General features: G+C 53.0%; 16 protein-coding genes. 12 read left to right on the top strand and 4 right to left on the bottom strand.

Features of this window, described 5'->3' with window-relative positions; genetic code table 11:
* Positions 1 to 69 precede the first annotated feature (69 nt).
* Positions 70 to 537, top strand: coding sequence for a c-type cytochrome (locus ACW4YW_RS10850; protein ID WP_457137545.1), 468 nt, complete (start codon positions 70 to 72; stop codon positions 535 to 537).
* A gap of 102 nt (positions 538 to 639) precedes the next feature.
* Here ACW4YW_RS10850 and ACW4YW_RS10845 read toward each other — a convergent pair whose 3' ends face one another.
* Positions 640 to 1245, bottom strand: a complete 606-nt coding sequence (locus ACW4YW_RS10845; protein WP_457137544.1) for a 2OG-Fe(II) oxygenase — start codon at positions 1243 to 1245, stop codon at positions 640 to 642.
* A 598-nt stretch (positions 1246 to 1843) separates the two neighbouring features.
* Here ACW4YW_RS10845 and ACW4YW_RS10840 point away from each other — a divergent pair.
* Entirely contained in the window at positions 1844 to 3280 is a 1437-nt protein-coding gene (locus ACW4YW_RS10840) for an MBL fold metallo-hydrolase (protein WP_457137543.1), read from the top strand.
* Positions 3281 to 3371: 91 nt separating this feature from the next.
* Here ACW4YW_RS10840 and ACW4YW_RS10835 read toward each other — a convergent pair whose 3' ends face one another.
* The 3 genes from ACW4YW_RS10835 to ACW4YW_RS10825 form a co-directional block, all read right to left on the bottom strand.
* Positions 3372 to 3755 carry a hypothetical protein gene (locus ACW4YW_RS10835; RefSeq protein ID WP_457137542.1) on the bottom strand — a complete coding sequence of 128 codons (384 nt, stop codon included), beginning with the start codon at positions 3753 to 3755 and terminating at the stop codon, positions 3372 to 3374.
* An 83-nt stretch (positions 3756 to 3838) separates the two neighbouring features.
* The gene (locus ACW4YW_RS10830) at positions 3839 to 6730 is read right to left on the bottom strand and encodes a TonB-dependent receptor (protein ID WP_457137541.1); all 2892 of its coding nucleotides are present in this window, start codon (positions 6728 to 6730) and stop codon (positions 3839 to 3841) included.
* Between the two features lie 291 nt (positions 6731 to 7021).
* Positions 7022 to 9805: a TonB-dependent receptor domain-containing protein gene (locus ACW4YW_RS10825; protein ID WP_457137540.1), complete on the bottom strand. Its 2784-nt coding sequence runs from the start codon at positions 9803 to 9805 to the stop codon at positions 7022 to 7024.
* A gap of 611 nt (positions 9806 to 10416) precedes the next feature.
* On the opposite strand from ACW4YW_RS10825, the gene ACW4YW_RS10820 reads away from it, so the two are divergent.
* The 10 genes from ACW4YW_RS10820 to ccmI all read left to right on the top strand — a co-directional run bounded on the left by ACW4YW_RS10820 (position 10417) and on the right by ccmI (position 17522).
* Complete coding sequence (locus ACW4YW_RS10820; RefSeq protein WP_457137539.1) at positions 10417 to 10881, top strand: c-type cytochrome; 465 nt, start codon at positions 10417 to 10419, stop codon at positions 10879 to 10881.
* Between the two features lie 123 nt (positions 10882 to 11004).
* Positions 11005 to 11628, top strand: a complete 624-nt coding sequence (ccmA, locus tag ACW4YW_RS10815; protein ID WP_457137538.1) for a cytochrome c biogenesis heme-transporting ATPase CcmA — start codon at positions 11005 to 11007, stop codon at positions 11626 to 11628.
* The gene (gene ccmB / locus ACW4YW_RS10810) at positions 11628 to 12296 is read left to right on the top strand and encodes a heme exporter protein CcmB (protein ID WP_457137537.1); all 669 of its coding nucleotides are present in this window, start codon (positions 11628 to 11630) and stop codon (positions 12294 to 12296) included. Before ccmA ends, ccmB begins: the two co-directional genes overlap by 1 nt.
* Before the next feature lie 6 nt (positions 12297 to 12302).
* Positions 12303 to 13046, top strand: coding sequence for a heme ABC transporter permease CcmC (ccmC, locus tag ACW4YW_RS10805; RefSeq protein WP_457137536.1), 744 nt, complete (start codon positions 12303 to 12305; stop codon positions 13044 to 13046).
* Positions 13046 to 13240 carry a heme exporter protein CcmD gene (gene ccmD / locus ACW4YW_RS10800; protein ID WP_457137535.1) on the top strand — a complete coding sequence of 65 codons (195 nt, stop codon included), beginning with the start codon at positions 13046 to 13048 and terminating at the stop codon, positions 13238 to 13240. Before ccmC ends, ccmD begins: the two co-directional genes overlap by 1 nt.
* Positions 13237 to 13704 (top strand): cytochrome c maturation protein CcmE, encoded by a 468-nt coding sequence (ccmE, locus tag ACW4YW_RS10795; protein ID WP_457137534.1) that lies wholly within the window; start codon positions 13237 to 13239, stop codon positions 13702 to 13704. The genes ccmD and ccmE overlap by 4 nt, the downstream gene beginning before the upstream one ends.
* Positions 13701 to 15671 (top strand): heme lyase CcmF/NrfE family subunit, encoded by a 1971-nt coding sequence (locus ACW4YW_RS10790; protein ID WP_457137533.1) that lies wholly within the window; start codon positions 13701 to 13703, stop codon positions 15669 to 15671. Before ccmE ends, ACW4YW_RS10790 begins: the two co-directional genes overlap by 4 nt.
* On the top strand, positions 15668 to 16204 hold the full coding sequence (locus tag ACW4YW_RS10785) for a DsbE family thiol:disulfide interchange protein (RefSeq protein ID WP_457137532.1): 537 nt from the start codon (positions 15668 to 15670) through the stop codon (positions 16202 to 16204). The genes ACW4YW_RS10790 and ACW4YW_RS10785 overlap by 4 nt, the downstream gene beginning before the upstream one ends.
* Positions 16201 to 16659: a cytochrome c-type biogenesis protein gene (locus ACW4YW_RS10780; protein ID WP_457137531.1), complete on the top strand. Its 459-nt coding sequence runs from the start codon at positions 16201 to 16203 to the stop codon at positions 16657 to 16659. Before ACW4YW_RS10785 ends, ACW4YW_RS10780 begins: the two co-directional genes overlap by 4 nt.
* Positions 16659 to 17522, top strand: a complete 864-nt coding sequence (ccmI, locus tag ACW4YW_RS10775; protein WP_457137530.1) for a c-type cytochrome biogenesis protein CcmI — start codon at positions 16659 to 16661, stop codon at positions 17520 to 17522. Before ACW4YW_RS10780 ends, ccmI begins: the two co-directional genes overlap by 1 nt.
* Positions 17523 to 17567: the final 45 nt, after the last annotated feature.

Below are 17567 nucleotides of genomic sequence, written 5' to 3'. Positions count from 1 at the left end.
CAAATGTGATTTCGCCAGCCCGCATTCCAGCGGGCTTATTGTATAAAAGTCGCTATGAAAGAATGCTTGATGAAGAAATTTGTACAGTTCGTATTGCTGCCCTTGTTGGCAACGGCTTCATTGACCGTTGCGGCTGCGCCTGCAGCCAAGCCTGAAAAGCTTATCCAATGGCGCCAGTCCGCCTACCGTGTAGCGGAATGGAATGTCGCCAGGCTGAAGGCTGCGCTGGAGGGCCAGTATGACAAAGAGGAAGCGGCCGCAGCGGCGAATGCGCTTGAAGGGATTGCCAGCTCGGGGATCGAAGGCTTGTTCGTGCCTGGAACGGAGCAGGGCAAGGGATGGCACGAAACCAGCGCGAAACCTGAGGTTTTCAAGGATAGCAAGCGTTTTGCCGAACTATCGCTTAGCTTCAGCAAGGAGGCCGCTGAATTGGCGAAACTTGTTCCCGCGGCGGACTCATCTGCGGTGAAGGCGCAATTCGGCAAAGTTACCCGCACTTGCAAAACTTGCCATGACGCCTTCAAAGGCAAGGACTAATCCATAGCAATTGTCGGCTGTGATGCGAAGTATATTTTCAAAAACGCTTCGCATGCAGATACGGCAAGCCCGGCGCTGGAATTGGCTGTATGGTTGCTTGGCTTAGTCTTTGACGACAATGAAAGTCTGGATGATATATTTGGCGTTCGATTCCGGCATATGCCCGCAATGCATGTAATTCCATCCGGTGGGAAACAGGACCAGGTAGCCGGCTTTGGGAGAGACCTTGACTCCCTGGTGGAAAAATTCGGTTTCCCCGCCTTTTTCCACATCGTTCAAGTATAAGACCATGGCGACCACCCTATTCCCGCTATGCTTTCCCACGGAATCGGCGTGCCAACGGAAATAACCTTCTTTTTGCGGATACATTTGGATCTTATATCCGGTTGCCTGCAAGTCGAACGACTGCAAGACCGGGCTTTTCGATAAATAATGCGATATGCAGGTTTGTATCCTGGGATGGATGCGTTGGAAAATATCCTGCCAAGCGCCTGCATTGCGTATCTCCAGATCCCAGGAGCGCTTGGTGTCCTCTTCGTAAGACACGTTCCCCGGCCCGCCGACGATTTTCCCGCGCCACTTGCTTTCATCTTGATCGAAAAGCGCAATGATGGATTGGCACAATTCTCTTTCCAACGCTTGATAGACAATAATGAAGTCTTGATCGTAAACGACATTGGCGAGCGGTTTTTCGTTAAGGTTTTGCAAGTTGCCTATATCCTGATGCTAATCAATAAAGAGCCTAATGTGATCTCAAGCATGAAATGACAATGCTGGATCCATGCAAGTTTTATTCCTCTCATCCAATGAACAATGTTCTTGACCAGCCTATTGCACAACAGATAAGCGTTTGGGTCTTGGGCGAGCTGCTTGGTATGAGGTGACACACAAAATGGTTGTAAAGCCAAATATAAGAAGTTAGCCATCGAGGTGAAGAATTGATAGGCCCGATTATGGATGCAATGCTATTTTTGCCTGCTTAATACCGCAGCGTGTGGTGTGAATGCAGCAACCCTATTTTGACTTTTGTTGTGCAAGCAACATTTCAATGGGCATTGCATTTAGTTGGAGATGGAAGCGTGCTTTTCCTAGCGTTTCTTCATTGTATAAAATGTAGATATATCAATGCATTATATGGGGCATGCATTGAACCTGTCTTAAGGAGGGCTTGGCATCGTAGCTGGTGTGTAAATTGCTGATTACCTGGGTTAATTGAGCGTGGTTTTTAAATTAATCTTTAAGGGAGAAACACATGTCGGCTTATTTCCACAGGCTTCACTGGAAGCATGCAGCAGCACTGCCAACCTTGCTTTTTTCATTAGGCCTGATCCCCACTTATTGCCTGGCAGCGGGTACGCTGCAGGAAGCGAGCGATGCGCTCGAGGCCAGTAAAGTTCAGTCCATCGCGTTTACCGGCACGGGCCGCTGGTACCAGTTCGGCCAGGCGCCGAACCCCAAGTCGCCGTGGCCTCCATTCGATGTCAGCAGCTATAGCGCCGAGATCAATTACGACCAGTCCGCCGCCCGCGTCCAAATTACACGCAAGCAGGTGGTGGAATCCGGCCGCGTCAGACCGGCTCCCGTGGAGCAGAAACCGGACCAATACGTGAAGGGCAATGTAGCCTGGAACCTGGCAGTGCCGCCTGGAGGCAGCGCTCCTGCGGTCCAGCCGCAGCCATTACAGATTGAGGAGCGTGCTGCCGAAATATGGTCCACGCCCCAAGGGCTCCTGAAAGCCGCCGCTGCGCATCATGCTGTGTCCGAGGCGTATAAAGGCGGCTCCAAGGTGACTTTCAGCGTGGGCAAGCACCGTTATGTCGGCATCATCAATGCAAAGAACCAGGTCGAGCGCGTGCAGACATGGATAGACAGCCCCGTGTTGGGCGATACCGAAATCGATTACGCCTATTCCGATTACAAGGATTTCAACGGCATTGCTTTTCCAACGCATATCGCACGCAAGCAGGGCGGTTATCCGGTACTCGACCTCAAGATTTCATCTGTCACTGCCAACCCGAATGTGCAGATCGATGTACCTGCGGAAGCTGGCAATGCACCGGCTATTGCCGTAACGTCAGAAGAGTTGGCGCCTGGTGTTTACTACCTCAGGGGCGGTACGCACCATAGCGTGCTGATCGACCAGAAAGACCATTTGGTGATCGTCGAGGGCCCGTTGAACGAGGAGCGCTCGCAGGCTGTGATTGCCAAGGCCAAGGAGCTGGCACCCAACAAGCCGGTTCGTTACCTGGTCAATACCCACCATCATTTCGATCATTCGGGAGGTGTACGTACTTTTGTCGCCGAAGGCGCAACGGTCGTGACGCACAAGGACAACAAGCCTTATTACGAAAAAGTATGGGCAAACAAACATACCATCAATCCCGACCGCTTGGCGCAATCGAACACGCCGGCAAAATTTGCCGCGTTCTCGGATAAGCATGTGCTGACCGATGGTCAGCGCAGCATCGAAGTGCATACGATCAAGAATAGCGGCCACAACGACGCATTTGCCCTGGTGTACTTGCCTGCGGAAAAAATATTGATCGAGGCCGACGCTTACACGCCATTGGCAGCTGGCGCGCCAGTGCCCGCAAGCGTCAATCCATACTCAGTGAACCTGCACGACAATATCAAGCGCCTGAAGCTGAGCGTGGACAAGATTGCGGCTTTGCATGGTCCTGGCGTAGTCACCTTGCCCGACTTGGAAGCGTTCATCGGAAAGTCGCAGAGCGCAAGCAACTAGCATCTAGGTTGTTTCATACGAATAAAAAAGGCCCTTGCGTAGGGCCTTTTACATGTTCGCCATCTATAGGCTTATTCGCGGTGGGCCGGCATCACTTGAATTTTTCACCGGCTGTTTTTGCATCTTCGGCAATTTTGCTGTTGGCTTCTTGTATTGCCAATTGCTCTTCCCTCGCCTGGTTGTTGATGGTCTGGATATCTGCATTGGCTTCCTCCACGATGCAATCCAGGTAAGGTTTCACCTGGCCCCGGTAAGCATTCACAGCGCCTACGCTCTGGTTGTAGGCGTCTTCATTGGTGAGGTCTAGCCTGGGTGCGACAGGCCTGCTCCCGCATTTTGCCGATGACCATTTGCCATCGGCCAGCGTTCCGGCGTCGGCAATATTGTTAAAGCTGTAGGCCGATATGGCTGCAATGGCAATGAGCTTGCAAAGCGTATTGATCAGGCTGCTGAGGTGAATGTGGTTGGCTGTCATGAGTTAGGTCCATTTAAGAGTGATGAAGAGGGAAAAGGCCTTGGGATATGTGAGTACCAAGGCCTCATTGATGCAAAGTCGCTTTATAGCTGCCCGCTCAGGCTGATGCCTATCCAGCGAGGATATGGGTAAGGCGCATAGCTCGCCCATCCCTCCTCGTGGGACCGATCGTTGAATGCATTGCGGGCAACAAAGCTGAGGTCAAATTGCTTGCTGAGTTGCAGGCCGATGGATAAGTCGGTACGGCTCAACGGCGTTATCCAGCCATAGCTTGAGAGGTTGTCGGTATTGTTGTATTTGCTTTGATAATTGGTATTGAAGCTGGCATGGAAAATCTTGTCGCCCAATACTGGCCGTCTATATTCGGCACCGACATTGAATGTCCACTTGGAAACTCCCGGCAGCGTCTTTCCACTTTGATCCATATACGGGTTGGTGGACGATGCCAAATAGCCTAGTTCCTCGGGAAATGCCGCATTGCCGAAATCGACGTAACGCGCATCAGTATACGCACCGGCAAAGCGGACGGTGGTGTATGGGATGCCGGAATAGAAGGCGTCGATCTCAATCCCCTGGGTTTTGGCTCTCTTGATGTTGCCCTGTGCGGTTATATAGGCGACCGGGTTTGTTTGGTTGTTATCAATATTGATTTGGGTCTGGATTTCGTCAAGCATGCGGATGGCGGCTTGGTAATCGCGGATATCCATATAAAAAAGATTGGCGTTGAATGCCAGCTTGTTATCCAGCCAGTTGGACTTGAAGCCGATTTCGTATGCATTGGTTTTCTCCGGCCTGACGTTGCGCGACCCGAAATTCACGTTCAAGGCGGAGCCGGATTTTTCGCCATATTGAAATGAGGTGTAAGCAGCTAGATTGTCATTGATCCTGTAGGTGGGGGTGACGACAGCCGTAAACAAGACATCCCGGTATGAGCTCTTCACGCTGTTGCTAAGCGATGCGATGGCATTGGCGCGAATTGCTTTTGCCGCGGCAATTTGTTGTTTTTGTTGAGCAGATAATCCGTTATATGCCACACCTGGATTGTTAGGGTCGATCGTAGCGCCAAAAAATTTATTAGCGACGCTATCGGCAAGCTGCAATTGCTCAGTCGTATTATTAGCCGTCAATTGACCCGGTTGAGTACTAAGGTCACCACTGAATGCATTCGAGTCGAAGCCTCCTAAATTGACGCCTCGGATGGATTCCGGATTGAGTGCTGAACCGACACCATTAGAGGCCAGAAATTTCGTATCCTCTGTCGTCCTGTCCTCATGGGTAATCCGCAAGCCGGTCAGCAAATCCAGCTTCTCGGTCAAATGCCAATTGATTTGCCCATAAACCGCGTTATGGCTAGTGTTCACTTTTGTGTCTGCAATGGTATAGGCATCGTCCAAGGAATCCTTAAGCAGTGCCAGGCCAGAGCCACGGTTAATTCCAGCATTGGTTTCCAGCACATTGTACTGGGCAGTGGTCGCAAGCCAGGCGCCCGCATCCGATCCCCAGCCGACCTTCGAGGAAATGGTGTCCTCTGTCTTCATTGCAAAGAACCCGGCGCTGTAATCGACTTTTTCTCCGGGCTCGGAGACGATCCTGAATTCCTGGGTATATTGCCTGTAGTCGACGCCGCCGCCATTGTTGCGCAGGATGTCAAACGGTGTGCCTTCATCGTTATGAGCGTCAAAACTGTAACTTCTCCATCCGGTGATGGATGTTAAGGTATGGCCGGGAACCAGGTAGTTCAACTCCAGGGATGCGCCCCGATTGGTGACGGTCTGTCCCTGGTTCTCGTTCTGCAAGAGCCTTTTGTTGATCCAGTCGTCGTATGTATATACGCCATTGAACTTGCCGTTGGAGCTATAAGTGCGGTTTTGGAACCATGAGCGGGAGGTCAGCTTTGCGCGTTCGCTGGTTCCATTGGGGTCGGTAGGCGCGCCGTTGGCATAGTACTGAGGTGGTGTTTTGCGGAAAGTCAGGCCATTTTCCACTTGAGGCGCCTCGGGTTCCAAATCGAAACTGAAGCGGGCAGAGAAATTCTCGGTCGGCGTCAGCAGAAACTGTGCGCGGCCTGCCAGGCGGTTGCGGTTGTAAAAGCTGTAATTCGAGTCGTAGTCGCTGTCGTAGAAACCCCGGCCGCGGTCTGCAATGAAAGAGCCGCGCCACGCCAAGACGTCATCGACAATCGCCCCGCCAAGGTTGGCTTTTGCCACCACGGTATCACGTACGCCATATACCAATTGATAATCCGCAGAAGGGGTAAACGAGGGACGCTTTGTCTTGATGGCGACACCTCCAGCACTGTAATTGAGGCCGCCTGCGGTTCCTTGAGGGCCACGCGACACTTCGACGTTGTCAATATCGTAGAAATCAAAATTCCCTAACTGCGTCAACCCATAGGGAACGCCATCGACAACCAAGCCCACGCTAGGATCTTGCGTTTCCGTGAAGGAGCGTTTGCCAAGTCCTCGGATCGATAAGGAAGCGCCACGCGTATTGTTTTGGTTGAATTGAATCCCCGCGGCACGGCGCGTGATCGCGCCAAGGTCAAAACCTAGCTCACGGTCAAGTTCCGCCCCTGAAATGACAGATATTGATTGTGGTACGTCTTGCACAAGTTCCAACTGACTGCGTGCCTGCACAACAACACTGCCCAATTGCGGTGGTTCCTGCCCTTGTGCAACAGCATCGGGAGATGCGCCAGCCTCGCTTTCAGGTGGAGAGATGACGCCTCCTTGCGCTGCAAGCGCTTGACGGCTTTTTTCTAACTCCTCTCTCAACTTGGCATTCTCTGTTTTTATCCGGTCATTTTCCGCTTGGAGTTCGGATAAGGAGGGTTCATCGGCTGCATATAGATAGCTAATGCCAAAAATGAACATCACGCTGATAGCAAAAATGAAGTTCTTGAGCGTTGAAAATATAAAACGAAGGACGAAACGGTGTGAATGAAAATACGATAGCGCTACTATTTTATTCTTCATTTGAATTTAATCCCTGCTTGTTATATTGAAATTGCATATGAATAACAGCAGAAATCATGCCAATTTTTATAAGAGTAAAACTTCTGGATTAATGTATTTAAAATACATAATGTTACGTTTTATTTGTAAAAATTAAGGAAGAGCGACGAATAGATATTTTCCGGATAATTGATGAATTTTGCACAGAATAAAACATGAGATTATTAAAAATAAGCAACGATAAAAATAAAAAACGGACTCTCAAGGAGTCCGTAATTAATTGATCTCAATCTTTATAATTATTTATTAGGTTTAGAGATCGCTCGTGAACATAACGCCAATCCAGCGAGGAATCGCAGGAACATAGCTGTTCCATGTGCGAATGAGGGCTGTATCATCATCAAACAGGTTTTTAACAAGGATGCTTGCATCAAACTTACGATCTCTTCTGCCAATTCCAATAGAGAAATCAACCCGAGTATTGGCATCAACCCAGCCATAATCAGAAAGATTTACTGCAGAGTTGAATCGACTCCTGTAAGCTAGATTGAAACTGGTATGAAATTCTGCATTTGAGAAGACAGGATAACGGAAATCACCCCCAATATTGAAAGTAAATTTTGAGGCCCCAGGGAGGTTTTCACCTGATACGTCACGATATGGATCTGCGTAATTATTGGAATTTACTTCAGGAGGCAATGGGCTGTTTTTAAACTCTCTGTAATATGCATTGTTATAAGCTCCGGCAAAACGCAAAGTGGTATGTTTAATACCGGTATATACACCATCTATTTCTAAACCGTAAGAGCGAACTTTTGCTGCATTTCCTGTAGCCTCGGTATATTGTATGTCTCCATTGGGATCCCCTGCTGTCCCATAAGCATCAAAAATGAGTACTCTTTGTTGATAGTCTTTAATATCCGTAAGATATAAGTTTGTGTTGAGTGTGAGAGTGTTATCAAGAAGAAGTGATTTAATTCCCGCCTCATAAGAAATGGTTTTCTCTGGCTTGACCTTCGCATCATAGCCATTCACCACTTGGGCAAGGCCAGCTTTCTCTCCATATTGCAAAGTTACATATCCAGTTAGGTTATCGTTAAATTTGTAGCTGGGGCTTAACAGAAGTGTTGGTTGAAGTTTTCTGAAGGTTTCTGCTTTTGTTTTGTTATATACGATACCAATATTTTGCGCACGAAGTGCCCTAGCGGCGTCAATTTGCTCTATTTGCTCAGGAGTTAAATTTCCATAATCAACGCCAAAATATTTCTGAGCTACAGCATCTGCAAGTGCTAGCTGTGTGGGGTCAGAAAAATTATCCTTATCATAACCTCCTAGTAAAATTCCATTGACAGAGTAAGGATTAAGCTCTGCACCATATCCTTGATTTACTATACTTTTCTCAGAACTGTTTTTTCTATCCTCTAAAGTTAATCTAAGTCCTGTTGTTACGGTTAGTGGCTCATTAATCTGCCAGTTAGCTTGACTGAAAATAGCGGTACTTTTGCTATAAATATCTTGAGGAGTATTATGCTCTAATCCATTAAGGGCGTTCTGCATCAAAAGCGGACCTGCACTGGCACTCCCATCCGGGTTAGCTAAAGTTTGGGGGTTTATTGCTCTGCTGAGTATTGCATATTGATCTGCACTGGCAAACCATGCACCTGCATCAGAGCCAAAACCAGTTCTGGAGCTGTAATTGTTACGCGAGCTCAAGAAATATAATCCTGCCTGATAGTCTACTAAATCAGGAATGCTGGAACTTAACCTGAATTCCTGGCTGATTTGATCATGACGTGTGACAAGACCCCCGCCATTTTTTGTAATATCAAAAGGGGTACCTTCATCATTACGCGCTTGAAATGAGAAGTTCTTGTAAGCTGTAATGGAGGAAAGGGTGTAATCGCCCACATTCCAATTCAAAACAGCTGATGATCCCCATGTAGATGTCACTAGTGGCCGTTGATCATTCATATTGACACTGTTATCAAGATAGTCATTTTGATAAGAATAGTCACTACGTTGGCGGAACCAACTTCTTGCTAAACGCCTTGATGGATCGGAGCCGAGCCTAGTTGCTGTTCCATCAGTATATGTAGTAGGAGTTGGAGTATAGAAATTCCAACCGTTGTAATACTCTTCATGCTTGGGAGTCAGTTCTAGTTTGACCAACGCATCGAAATTTTCAGTTGGAGTGAATAAGAACTGTACCCTACCCGAGACATTGTCTTTATTCATAAAGCGGAAATCACGATTGTAATCGTTGGGATAGTAGCCTTCCCCTTTATCCACCATGAATGCGCCTCGCCATGCGAGAACATTGTCAATAACAGTGCCTCCGATCGCTGCACTTCCAATGACCCGGTTATTGTCACCAAGTGTTAATGCATAACTTTGTTGGGATTCAAATGTGGGACGTTTTGTCGTGATGGTTATCGCCCCCATGCTGGCATTCTTTCCTCTCAATGTGCCTTGAGGCCCGCGAGCAACCTCGACTGCTTCAACATCGTAAAAGTCAAAACTTGCTAAAGGGTTATATCCATAAGAGACATCATCCACGGTCACGCCGACGCTAGGGTCCATCGCATCCGTTTGGGCTTGTTGACCCAGGCCTCGGATAGAAATGCTGCTGGTTCGCGCATTGCCCTGGTTCCATTGGATATTGCCCACACGTTGAGTAATTGACCCAAGGTCACGTGCCTGAAAGCGGTCGAGTTCTTGCCCGCTTACTACCGAGATTGAAATCGGCACGTCTTGCAGCGCTTCCAGCTTGTTCCGGCTACGGACGACGATTCTACCTAGCTCTGCCGGTTCTTCTTCCTGTGCTACTTGTTGAGGTTGTTCAGACGGTTGGGTTGCCTGGGTTTCTGAAGTCGTGGTTGGTTGCCCACTTTTTTGCGCAGCCAGTTCCTGCTGGCTTTTTTCCAATGCCTGCTTCAGGCGGGCGATCTCGGCCTGCAATTCTGAAATGTTGGGATCGTCCGCGGCATAAAGCGCGCTCGTCCCCATGAGGCTCAGTGTTGCACCGACAGCAGTGACGATTTGGGAAAGCTTGAACGGTCGCTGTAATGGTTTACGGCGGCGATGTGAAGAACTCATTATTTTAATTGCTCCCTAAACTGATGGATTAAAAACGGTGCATCAGTTAGCGCAAGGAGTATGCCAATTTATAATGTTTTATTCTTTACATAGTGTTAAATATTCCTTATTTGCCTATTGAGGCCTTGATATTATTGGCCTCGGCAAGAAATGCCGCAAAGAAAAAATCAAGATTTGGCTTGATCAATATTTGATAGTCGCTGTTGAGTTTGAACCACTTTTTGTGAAAAAGACGATAGTTCGCTGGTGTATTCCAAGCAGAATTTGCAGCGAGAATAATGCTTAAAAATTACCATAATATATTGCGAATGATAGTTATTTTTAAATGGGTGTGAGTGTGTGAAAAGTAACTGCTATTTTTTGAGCAGTAATTGTTTTTCTTTGAACAATGATGATGTTCCTTTTGTGATGAGAGTCTAGTAACTGGTTGATTATAAACAATGGTATGGATATTGCATTTAAAACCACAATGCCGAGCTTGGTTTGTCTGTCGCAATACGTTTTCTTGGTCAACCAATAGATATTTATGAATGAAACCGGCTGTGGATTTGCCGGTATTGAAATAGCAAAAAATCCAAGACTCTCAAAAACTAAATTACAAAGGAATCAACGTGAGAAAGTTATTACAGAAAATTGTTCTTGCAATGGCTGTCAGCGGGGCATTGCATGTTGCGTACGCGGCAGATCCGAAACCGGAGGAGGAAATCCGCTACCGTCAGTCTGCATTCAATGTGATCGGACGCAACTTCAATGCATTGGGCGCAATCGCCAAGGGCGAGCGTCCTTATGACCAGGCATTCGCGGTCAAGACCGCTACATTGCTGGAATTGCTGGCGCCATTGCCATTCGGCTCGTTCGGTCCAGGAACAGACAAGGGCGCCTTGAACAAGGCAGACCCGAAAATTTGGACTGAACAGGCGAAATACAAAGAGGCTGCCGAGAAATTCCAGGGAGAGATTGCCAAGTTGTCCGCCGCAGCCAAGGATTTGAATTCCCTGAAGGCGCAGGTTGGGGAAATCGGCAAGACCTGCAAGGGCTGCCATGACGACTTCCGGCTGAAGGAAGCTCGCCAATAGCGAATTCACAGGGTTGTCCTTTAACTAACGAAATCCTCAAGGTCGAAGATATTGGGGCCGGTTGGTTTAGCCGGCCCCGTTTTTGTTTGAATGCAGCTGTCGCGTATTGAAAAAGGCGGATAAGTGGTGGATCAATTGAAGGCTGAGCATCTCGCTTGCATACGCGGAGATAGGTTGTTGTTCAGCAGCCTGGATTTTTCCTTGCGGTCAGGGGAGCTGCTTTATGTGTCAGGCGAGAACGGTGCGGGCAAAAGCAGCTTGTTGAGGGTATTGAGCGGTTTGGCAATGCCGGAACAGGGAGCGGTGTTTTGGAATGGCGACGATGTGGGCAAGCGACAAGAGGCATATCGCCGCAGCTTGCTGTTGATCAGCCATACGGATGGGCTGAAGGACGATTTGAGCATTGCGGAGAATTTAAGGTTTGCCTCGCGCTTGGCGGGGCAGGATAGCCATGACGCCGAGATCGGGGACGCGATGGGTGCGGTCGGCCTTGAGGTATATGCGGATGAGCGGGCGGGGAGCCTATCGCAGGGGCAGCGCCGCCGGGCAGGATTGGCCCGCCTCTGGTTAAGCCGGGCACGGTTGTGGCTACTGGACGAGCCTTTTGTCTCGCTGGACAAGGCATCGGTCTCCATATTGGCGGAACGCATAGGTCAACATTTGGTGGGCGGCGGCATGGCGGTGCTGACTTCGCACCAGGCGGTGGATATACCAGGCCAAATCGTGCACCGGATCAAGATCGCCTGATGGCCGGGATATGGATTGAAGTCATCCGCCGAGACTTGTTGCTGGCGGTGCGCAAACCCGCCGAGGGCGTGACAGGCGCAATCTTCTTCATCGTCGTGGCGAGTTTGTTTCCGTTGGCGGCCAACCCTGCCCCGGCTGTATTGCGCAGCCTGGCGCCGGGCGTGCTGTGGGTGTCGGCATTGCTGGCTTGCCTGTTGTCCCTGCCGCGGATGTTCGCTGCGGATTATGCGGATGGCGCGCTGGAGCAAATGGTGATTGCTCCCCAGCCGTTGGCCGCGCTGGCGTTGGCCAAGATGGCAGCCCATTGGCTGGTGTTTGCCCCGCCATTGCTGGTACTAGCCCCTGCGCTGGGCATCCAGTACGGTCTGCAGGGCAGGCCCTTGTACGTGCTGGAGGCTGCGCTGTTGCTGGGGACGCCGACGCTGAGCCTGGTCGGGGGGATTGGGGCTGCGCTGACGCTGGGCAGCCGCGGAGGCGGGTTGCTGCTGGCCGTCCTGGTGTTGCCCTTGTACATCCCGGTCCTGGTCTTCGGTGCGGGGGCGGTGAGTGCCAGTCAGACGGGGCTGGAGCCGCAGGCCTACTTTGCGTTGCTCGGCGCATGCTTTTTACTATCGTTGGTGGTGGCTCCCTGGGCCGCTGCCGTTGCTTTGCGGATTGCATTGGAATAGGGCTACATGTCAGGCATCAATTGGTTCAAATATGCGGCGCCGCAGGCGTTCTATCCTGTGGCCGGCCGCTGGATTCCCTGGCTCTATAGCGTCGCCGCCTTGTTGGCGGCAATTGGGATTTACATCGGTTTGTTCATCGCTCCGAGCGATTTCCAGCAGGGAGAGGCCTACCGCATCATTTTCATTCATGTGCCCGCCGCATGGATGTCGATGGTGATCTATCTTGCCATGGCCTTCTGGGCAACGGTGGGGCTGGTGTTCAACACTCGATTGTCCGCGATGATGGCCCAGGCGCTAGCACCCACGGGAGCGCTGTTTACCCTGCTAGCGCTCGTAACCGGGTCGCTGTGGGGCAAGCCCACCTGGGGAGCATGGTGGGTTTGGGATGCCAGGCTTACTTCGGAGCTGATTCTTTTGTTCCTTTACATAGGCTTCATGGCGCTGCACGCCTCCATCGACAACCCCCAGCGTGCGGACCGGGCGGCGGCCGTCATTGCCGTGGTCGGGGCGGTCAACGTGCCTATCATCTATTTCTCGGTACGCTGGTGGAACACGCTGCACCAAGGCGCCTCCGTCAATGTGTCGTCGGCGCCGAAAATGGCAAGCATCATGCTCGCGGGCATGCTGGTGATGGCGCTGGCAAGCTGGATTTACAGCATCGCAGCCGCATTATCGCGTGCGCGTTGCGTCATTTTGGAGCGCGAGCGGCATTCGGCCTGGGTACAGCAACTGGAAGAGGTAAGAAGTTAATGCAATGGAATTCAGCAGCGGAGTTTTTCGCCATGGGAGGGTATGCCTCTTATGTATGGGGTTCGTTCGGGCTGACCCTGATTGGGCTGGCTTGGGAGCTGAGCGGGCTGGCATTCAGGCGCCGCAAGGCATTCAGGCGTATCCGGCAGGCACGTGCATGGAATGAGGCGCGCAAAGTGGGGCATTCGGAATGAAGCCGAGACACAAACGTTTGGCATTGGTCGGCGTAAGCGCCGTGCTGGTCGCCCTGGCGATCGCATTGGTCTTGAGCGCTTTCCGTAGCAATCTCGTGTTCTTCTATACGCCTTCGCAAGTGGCCAACGGCGAGGCGCCGGCCAATACCAGCTTCCGCATCGGCGGCATGGTGGCCGAAGGCAGCCTGGAGCGGCAGGCCGACGGCTTGACCGTGCATTTTGTCGTGACGGATACGGTCAAAGACATTCCGGTAAGCTACCAGGGAATACTGCCGGATCTTTTCAAGGAAGGAAAAGGCGTGGTGGCGCAAGGCGCTTTGGATGCGGATGGCCGTTTCATCGCGAGCAATGTGCTGGCAAAGCACGACGAGAACTATATGCCGCCCGAGGCGGCGGAGGCGCTCAAGCGGGCTAAGACTGCTGGAACGGGCCAGGCGGCCGATGTCGCGGGAGACAAGTCTTGATTCCCGAGATCGGCCATTTTTCATTGGTGCTGGCATTGCTGGTCGCCGTCGTGCAAGGGGTGTTCCCGATTGCAGGGGCAGCATTGCGCAGGCCTGCCTGGGTCGCGCTGGCCAGGCCCGCCGCCCGCCTGCAGTTCGTGCTGGTGGCCTTGTCTGCCGCCTGCCTTGCCTATACGTTCGCCGTCAAGGACTATTCCGTGCTTTACGTGGCGTCCAACTCCAATTCGCAACTGCCGCTGCACTACCGGGTGGCCGCGCTCTGGGGCGGGCATGAGGGGTCGCTGCTGCTATGGGTGTTCATCCTCAATGCCTGGGCGCTGGCAGTCAGCTTTTTCTCCAAGGGGTTGCCCGAGCTGACGCGGGCCCGCATCCTGGGCGTGATGGGGCTCATCAGCATCGGTTTCCTGCTGTTCCTGCTGACGGTTTCCAACCCTTTCGAACGGCTGATTCCGGCGGCGATAGACGGGAGGGACCTCAATCCGCTCCTGCAGGACCCGGGCATGGTGTTTCATCCTCCCATGCTGTATATGGGCTATGTCGGCTTTTCCGTCGCTTTCGCCTTTGCGATTGCCGCTTTGCTGGGAGGCGAGCTCGACGCAGCCTGGGCCCGATGGTCGCGACCATGGACCATCCTTGCCTGGCTGTTCCTCACCGTGGGCATCATGGCAGGCAGCAACTGGGCATATTACGAGCTGGGCTGGGGCGGGTGGTGGTTCTGGGATGCTGTGGAAAATGCCTCCTTCATGCCATGGCTGGTCGGCACCGCCTTGATGCACTCGCTGGCTGTGACGGAAAAGCGCGGCAGCTTCAAGGCCTGGACCGTACTGCTGGCCATCGCGGCATTTTCCCTAAGCCTGTTGGGAACCTTTCTCGTACGTTCCGGCGTGCTTACCTCGGTCCATGCGTTTGCCACCGACCCCGAGCGAGGTTTGTTCATCCTCGCTTTCCTCGTCATCGTGATCGGCGGTTCGCTGGGCTTGTTCGCCTGGCGCGCATCCTCGGTGGGCAGAGGCGGAGGCTTCAGCGCGCTTTCCCGCGAAAGCCTGCTGCTTTCCAATAACGTGCTGTTGGTGGTTGCGGCAGCTTCCGTCATGCTGGGCACGCTGTATCCCTTGGTCCTCGATACGCTCGGCTTGGGCAAGATATCGGTCGGGCCGCCGTATTTCGACACGGTATTTGCTCCGCTGATGGCTCCCGCGGTCTTCCTCATGGGCATAGGCCCCTTGGCGCGCTGGAAACATGCAGAGCTGCCGGAGTTGGCTGTACGGTTGCGCTGGGCCTTCGCCATCAGCCTGGCTACTGCGGTATTCCTGCCCTTGCTGCTCGGCCGCTGGACGCCGATGGTGGGACTGGGCCTGTTCCTGGCATTCTGGGTGTTTGCCGCTTCGGCGCAGACGCTGTGGCTGCGCTTGCGCGTAGGCGGGCTGCCGCTGGCCGAGCGCCTGCGTAGCCTGGCCCGCGCCTGGTGGGGGATGTGGCTCGCGCATGTGGGCATTGGCGTGTTCATCCTGGGCGTGACCATCGTCAAGGGTTTCGAAACTGAAACGGCAGTGCGCATGTATCCGGGCGATGTCGCCCACTTATCCGGCTACGACTTCGTGTTCGAAGGGGTGACCGAAGTGCAAGGGCCCAATTACACCGCCACTCAGGGCAACATGCGGGTACTCTACAACCAAAAGGAAGTGGCGACGGTGCATCCGCAAAAGCGCGTGTACACGGTACAGAACATGCCGATGACGGAAGCAGGAATTTCTGCTGGGATATGGAGCGATCAATATGCCTCCTTGGGTGAGCCGCTGGGTGACGGCAGCTGGAGCGTGAGGATTTACTACAAGCCAATGGTCAACTGGATCTGGGGCGGCTGCCTGTTGATGGCGGCAGGTGGATTCCTGGCCTTGAGCGACAGGCGGTATCGCATGCGCAGCAAGGCTAAGGCAAAAACTTTGCAGGAAGTGGTTGCAGCATGAGGCGCCTGTTGATTCTGGTGCCGTTGCTGGCTTTCCTGGTCCTGGCTGGATTCCTGGCGGTGGGTTTGCGCCATGACCCGCACGAGGTGCCGTCACCCTTGGTGGGCAAGCCGGCGCCCGTCTTCGGCCTTCCCAGGCTGGACGATCCGCAACGCGAATTTTCCCCTGTTGATCTGCAGGGTCAGGTCTGGCTGTTCAATGTGTGGGCGTCTTGGTGCGCACCGTGCCGGGAAGAACATGGTTTATTGCTGAAACTAGCCGCGAGCCAGGTCGCTCCTATCGTCGGCATGAATTATAAGGACCAGCGAGAAAGGGCGCTCGCCTGGCTCAAACAAGGCGGTGGCGACCCGTACTTGACCTCTGTGACCGATACGGACGGCAGGGTGGGGATCGATTACGGCGTTTACGGCGTGCCCGAGACTTACGTGGTCGACAAGGTGGGCATCATACGCTACAAGCACATCGGCGCATTGACCGAGCAGAGCGTTGCCGAGAAGTTGCTGCCCCTTATCATGGAGCTAAAGGCAGAATGAAATATTGCTTGATCATGCTCGGCCTGCTGTGGCCGGTGCTGGCATTACCGGCGCAGGAAGCGGTGCCATTGGCGGAAAATCCGCAGGTCGAGTCCCAGGTTTCGCGCCTGGCGGAGGAGTTGCGCTGCCTGGTATGCCAGAACCAGACACTGGCCGATTCCGACGCGCCGTTGGCGGAGGACCTGCGTAATGAAATCCGCGAAATGGCCGCCAAGGATATGAGCGATCAGCAAATCGTGGACTACTTGGTAGCGCGCTATGGAGATTTCGTACGCTACCGGCCGCCATTCAAGCCCAGCACGGCGGTCCTATGGGCCGGGCCGTTCGTACTGTTGGCAGTAGGTTTGATATGCATCGTCCTGTTGGTTAGGCGCCGCGAAGTGCCGCCGGTTGAGTTCCCTTTGGATGCGGACCAGTCCCGCAAGGTCGATGAGTTATTGAGGCAGGAGCAATAGTGTTGTTGATATTCTGGGCTGTGGCAGCATTGTTGCTGCTATTGGCGGTGGCAGTGCTGATTAGGCCGTTGCTGAGGCGCCAGGCTGCGCCTCTCGCCGCGATGCCAGCGATGGTCGCCGTGTACCGCGAGCAATTCGCCGAGCTGGAGCATGACCGGGAGAGCGGCCTGCTGGACGAAGCGCTATACCAGCAAGCGAAAAGCAAGCTGGAGCGGCGCTTGGTGGATGAGGCGCGCAATACTAAGCCAGCATCCGCTAAGGCCGATGGCAGGCCCGAGCGCTTGCTGGCCGCATCCCTGCTGTTGTTGTTGCCGGCGCTTGCCGTGCCGATCTATCTCAAGACTGGCAACCCCGAGGCGATCATTGCGTTGCACCAGCAGCAGGCCAGTCCTGTCGCCGATAGCGGAGCTGTTCCCGCCAACGTCGAGGCGATCCTGCAATCCCTCAGGCAAAAGCTAGAACTGGACCCGGACGATGGTGCGGGCTGGGCCTTGCTCGCCCGCGCCAACACCAAGCTGCACCGTTACGACGAGGCTGTGCAGGCATTCGAGCAGGCGGTCCGTACAATTCCCGACGATCCGCAGTTGCTGGTGGATTACGCCATCGCGCTGGCTTTCCTCAACCAGCACAGCATGGCCGGCAAGCCCGAAGCCCTGGTGGCGCGTGCGCTGGAGCTGGACCCAGGGCAAGCCAAGGCACTGATGCTGGCGGCATCGGCCGCATTCGACCGCGGCGACTATAGCCGCGCTATTGATCTATGGGAGCGCTTGCTGCAGAAACTGCCCCCGGACTCCGAGGCAGCGGCATCGGTCAGCCACGCACTGGAAGATGCCCGTAGGCTGCAGGGGCAGGAGTTGCCATGATAAGTGGGGGCATTGGCATGCAGATGCCTTTCGCCACGGGAACGT

The organism is Methylobacillus pratensis (assembly GCF_054072455.1).
Note: the sequence above shows the minus strand (reverse complement) of the source record. Positions and strands in the feature narration are given on the sequence as shown.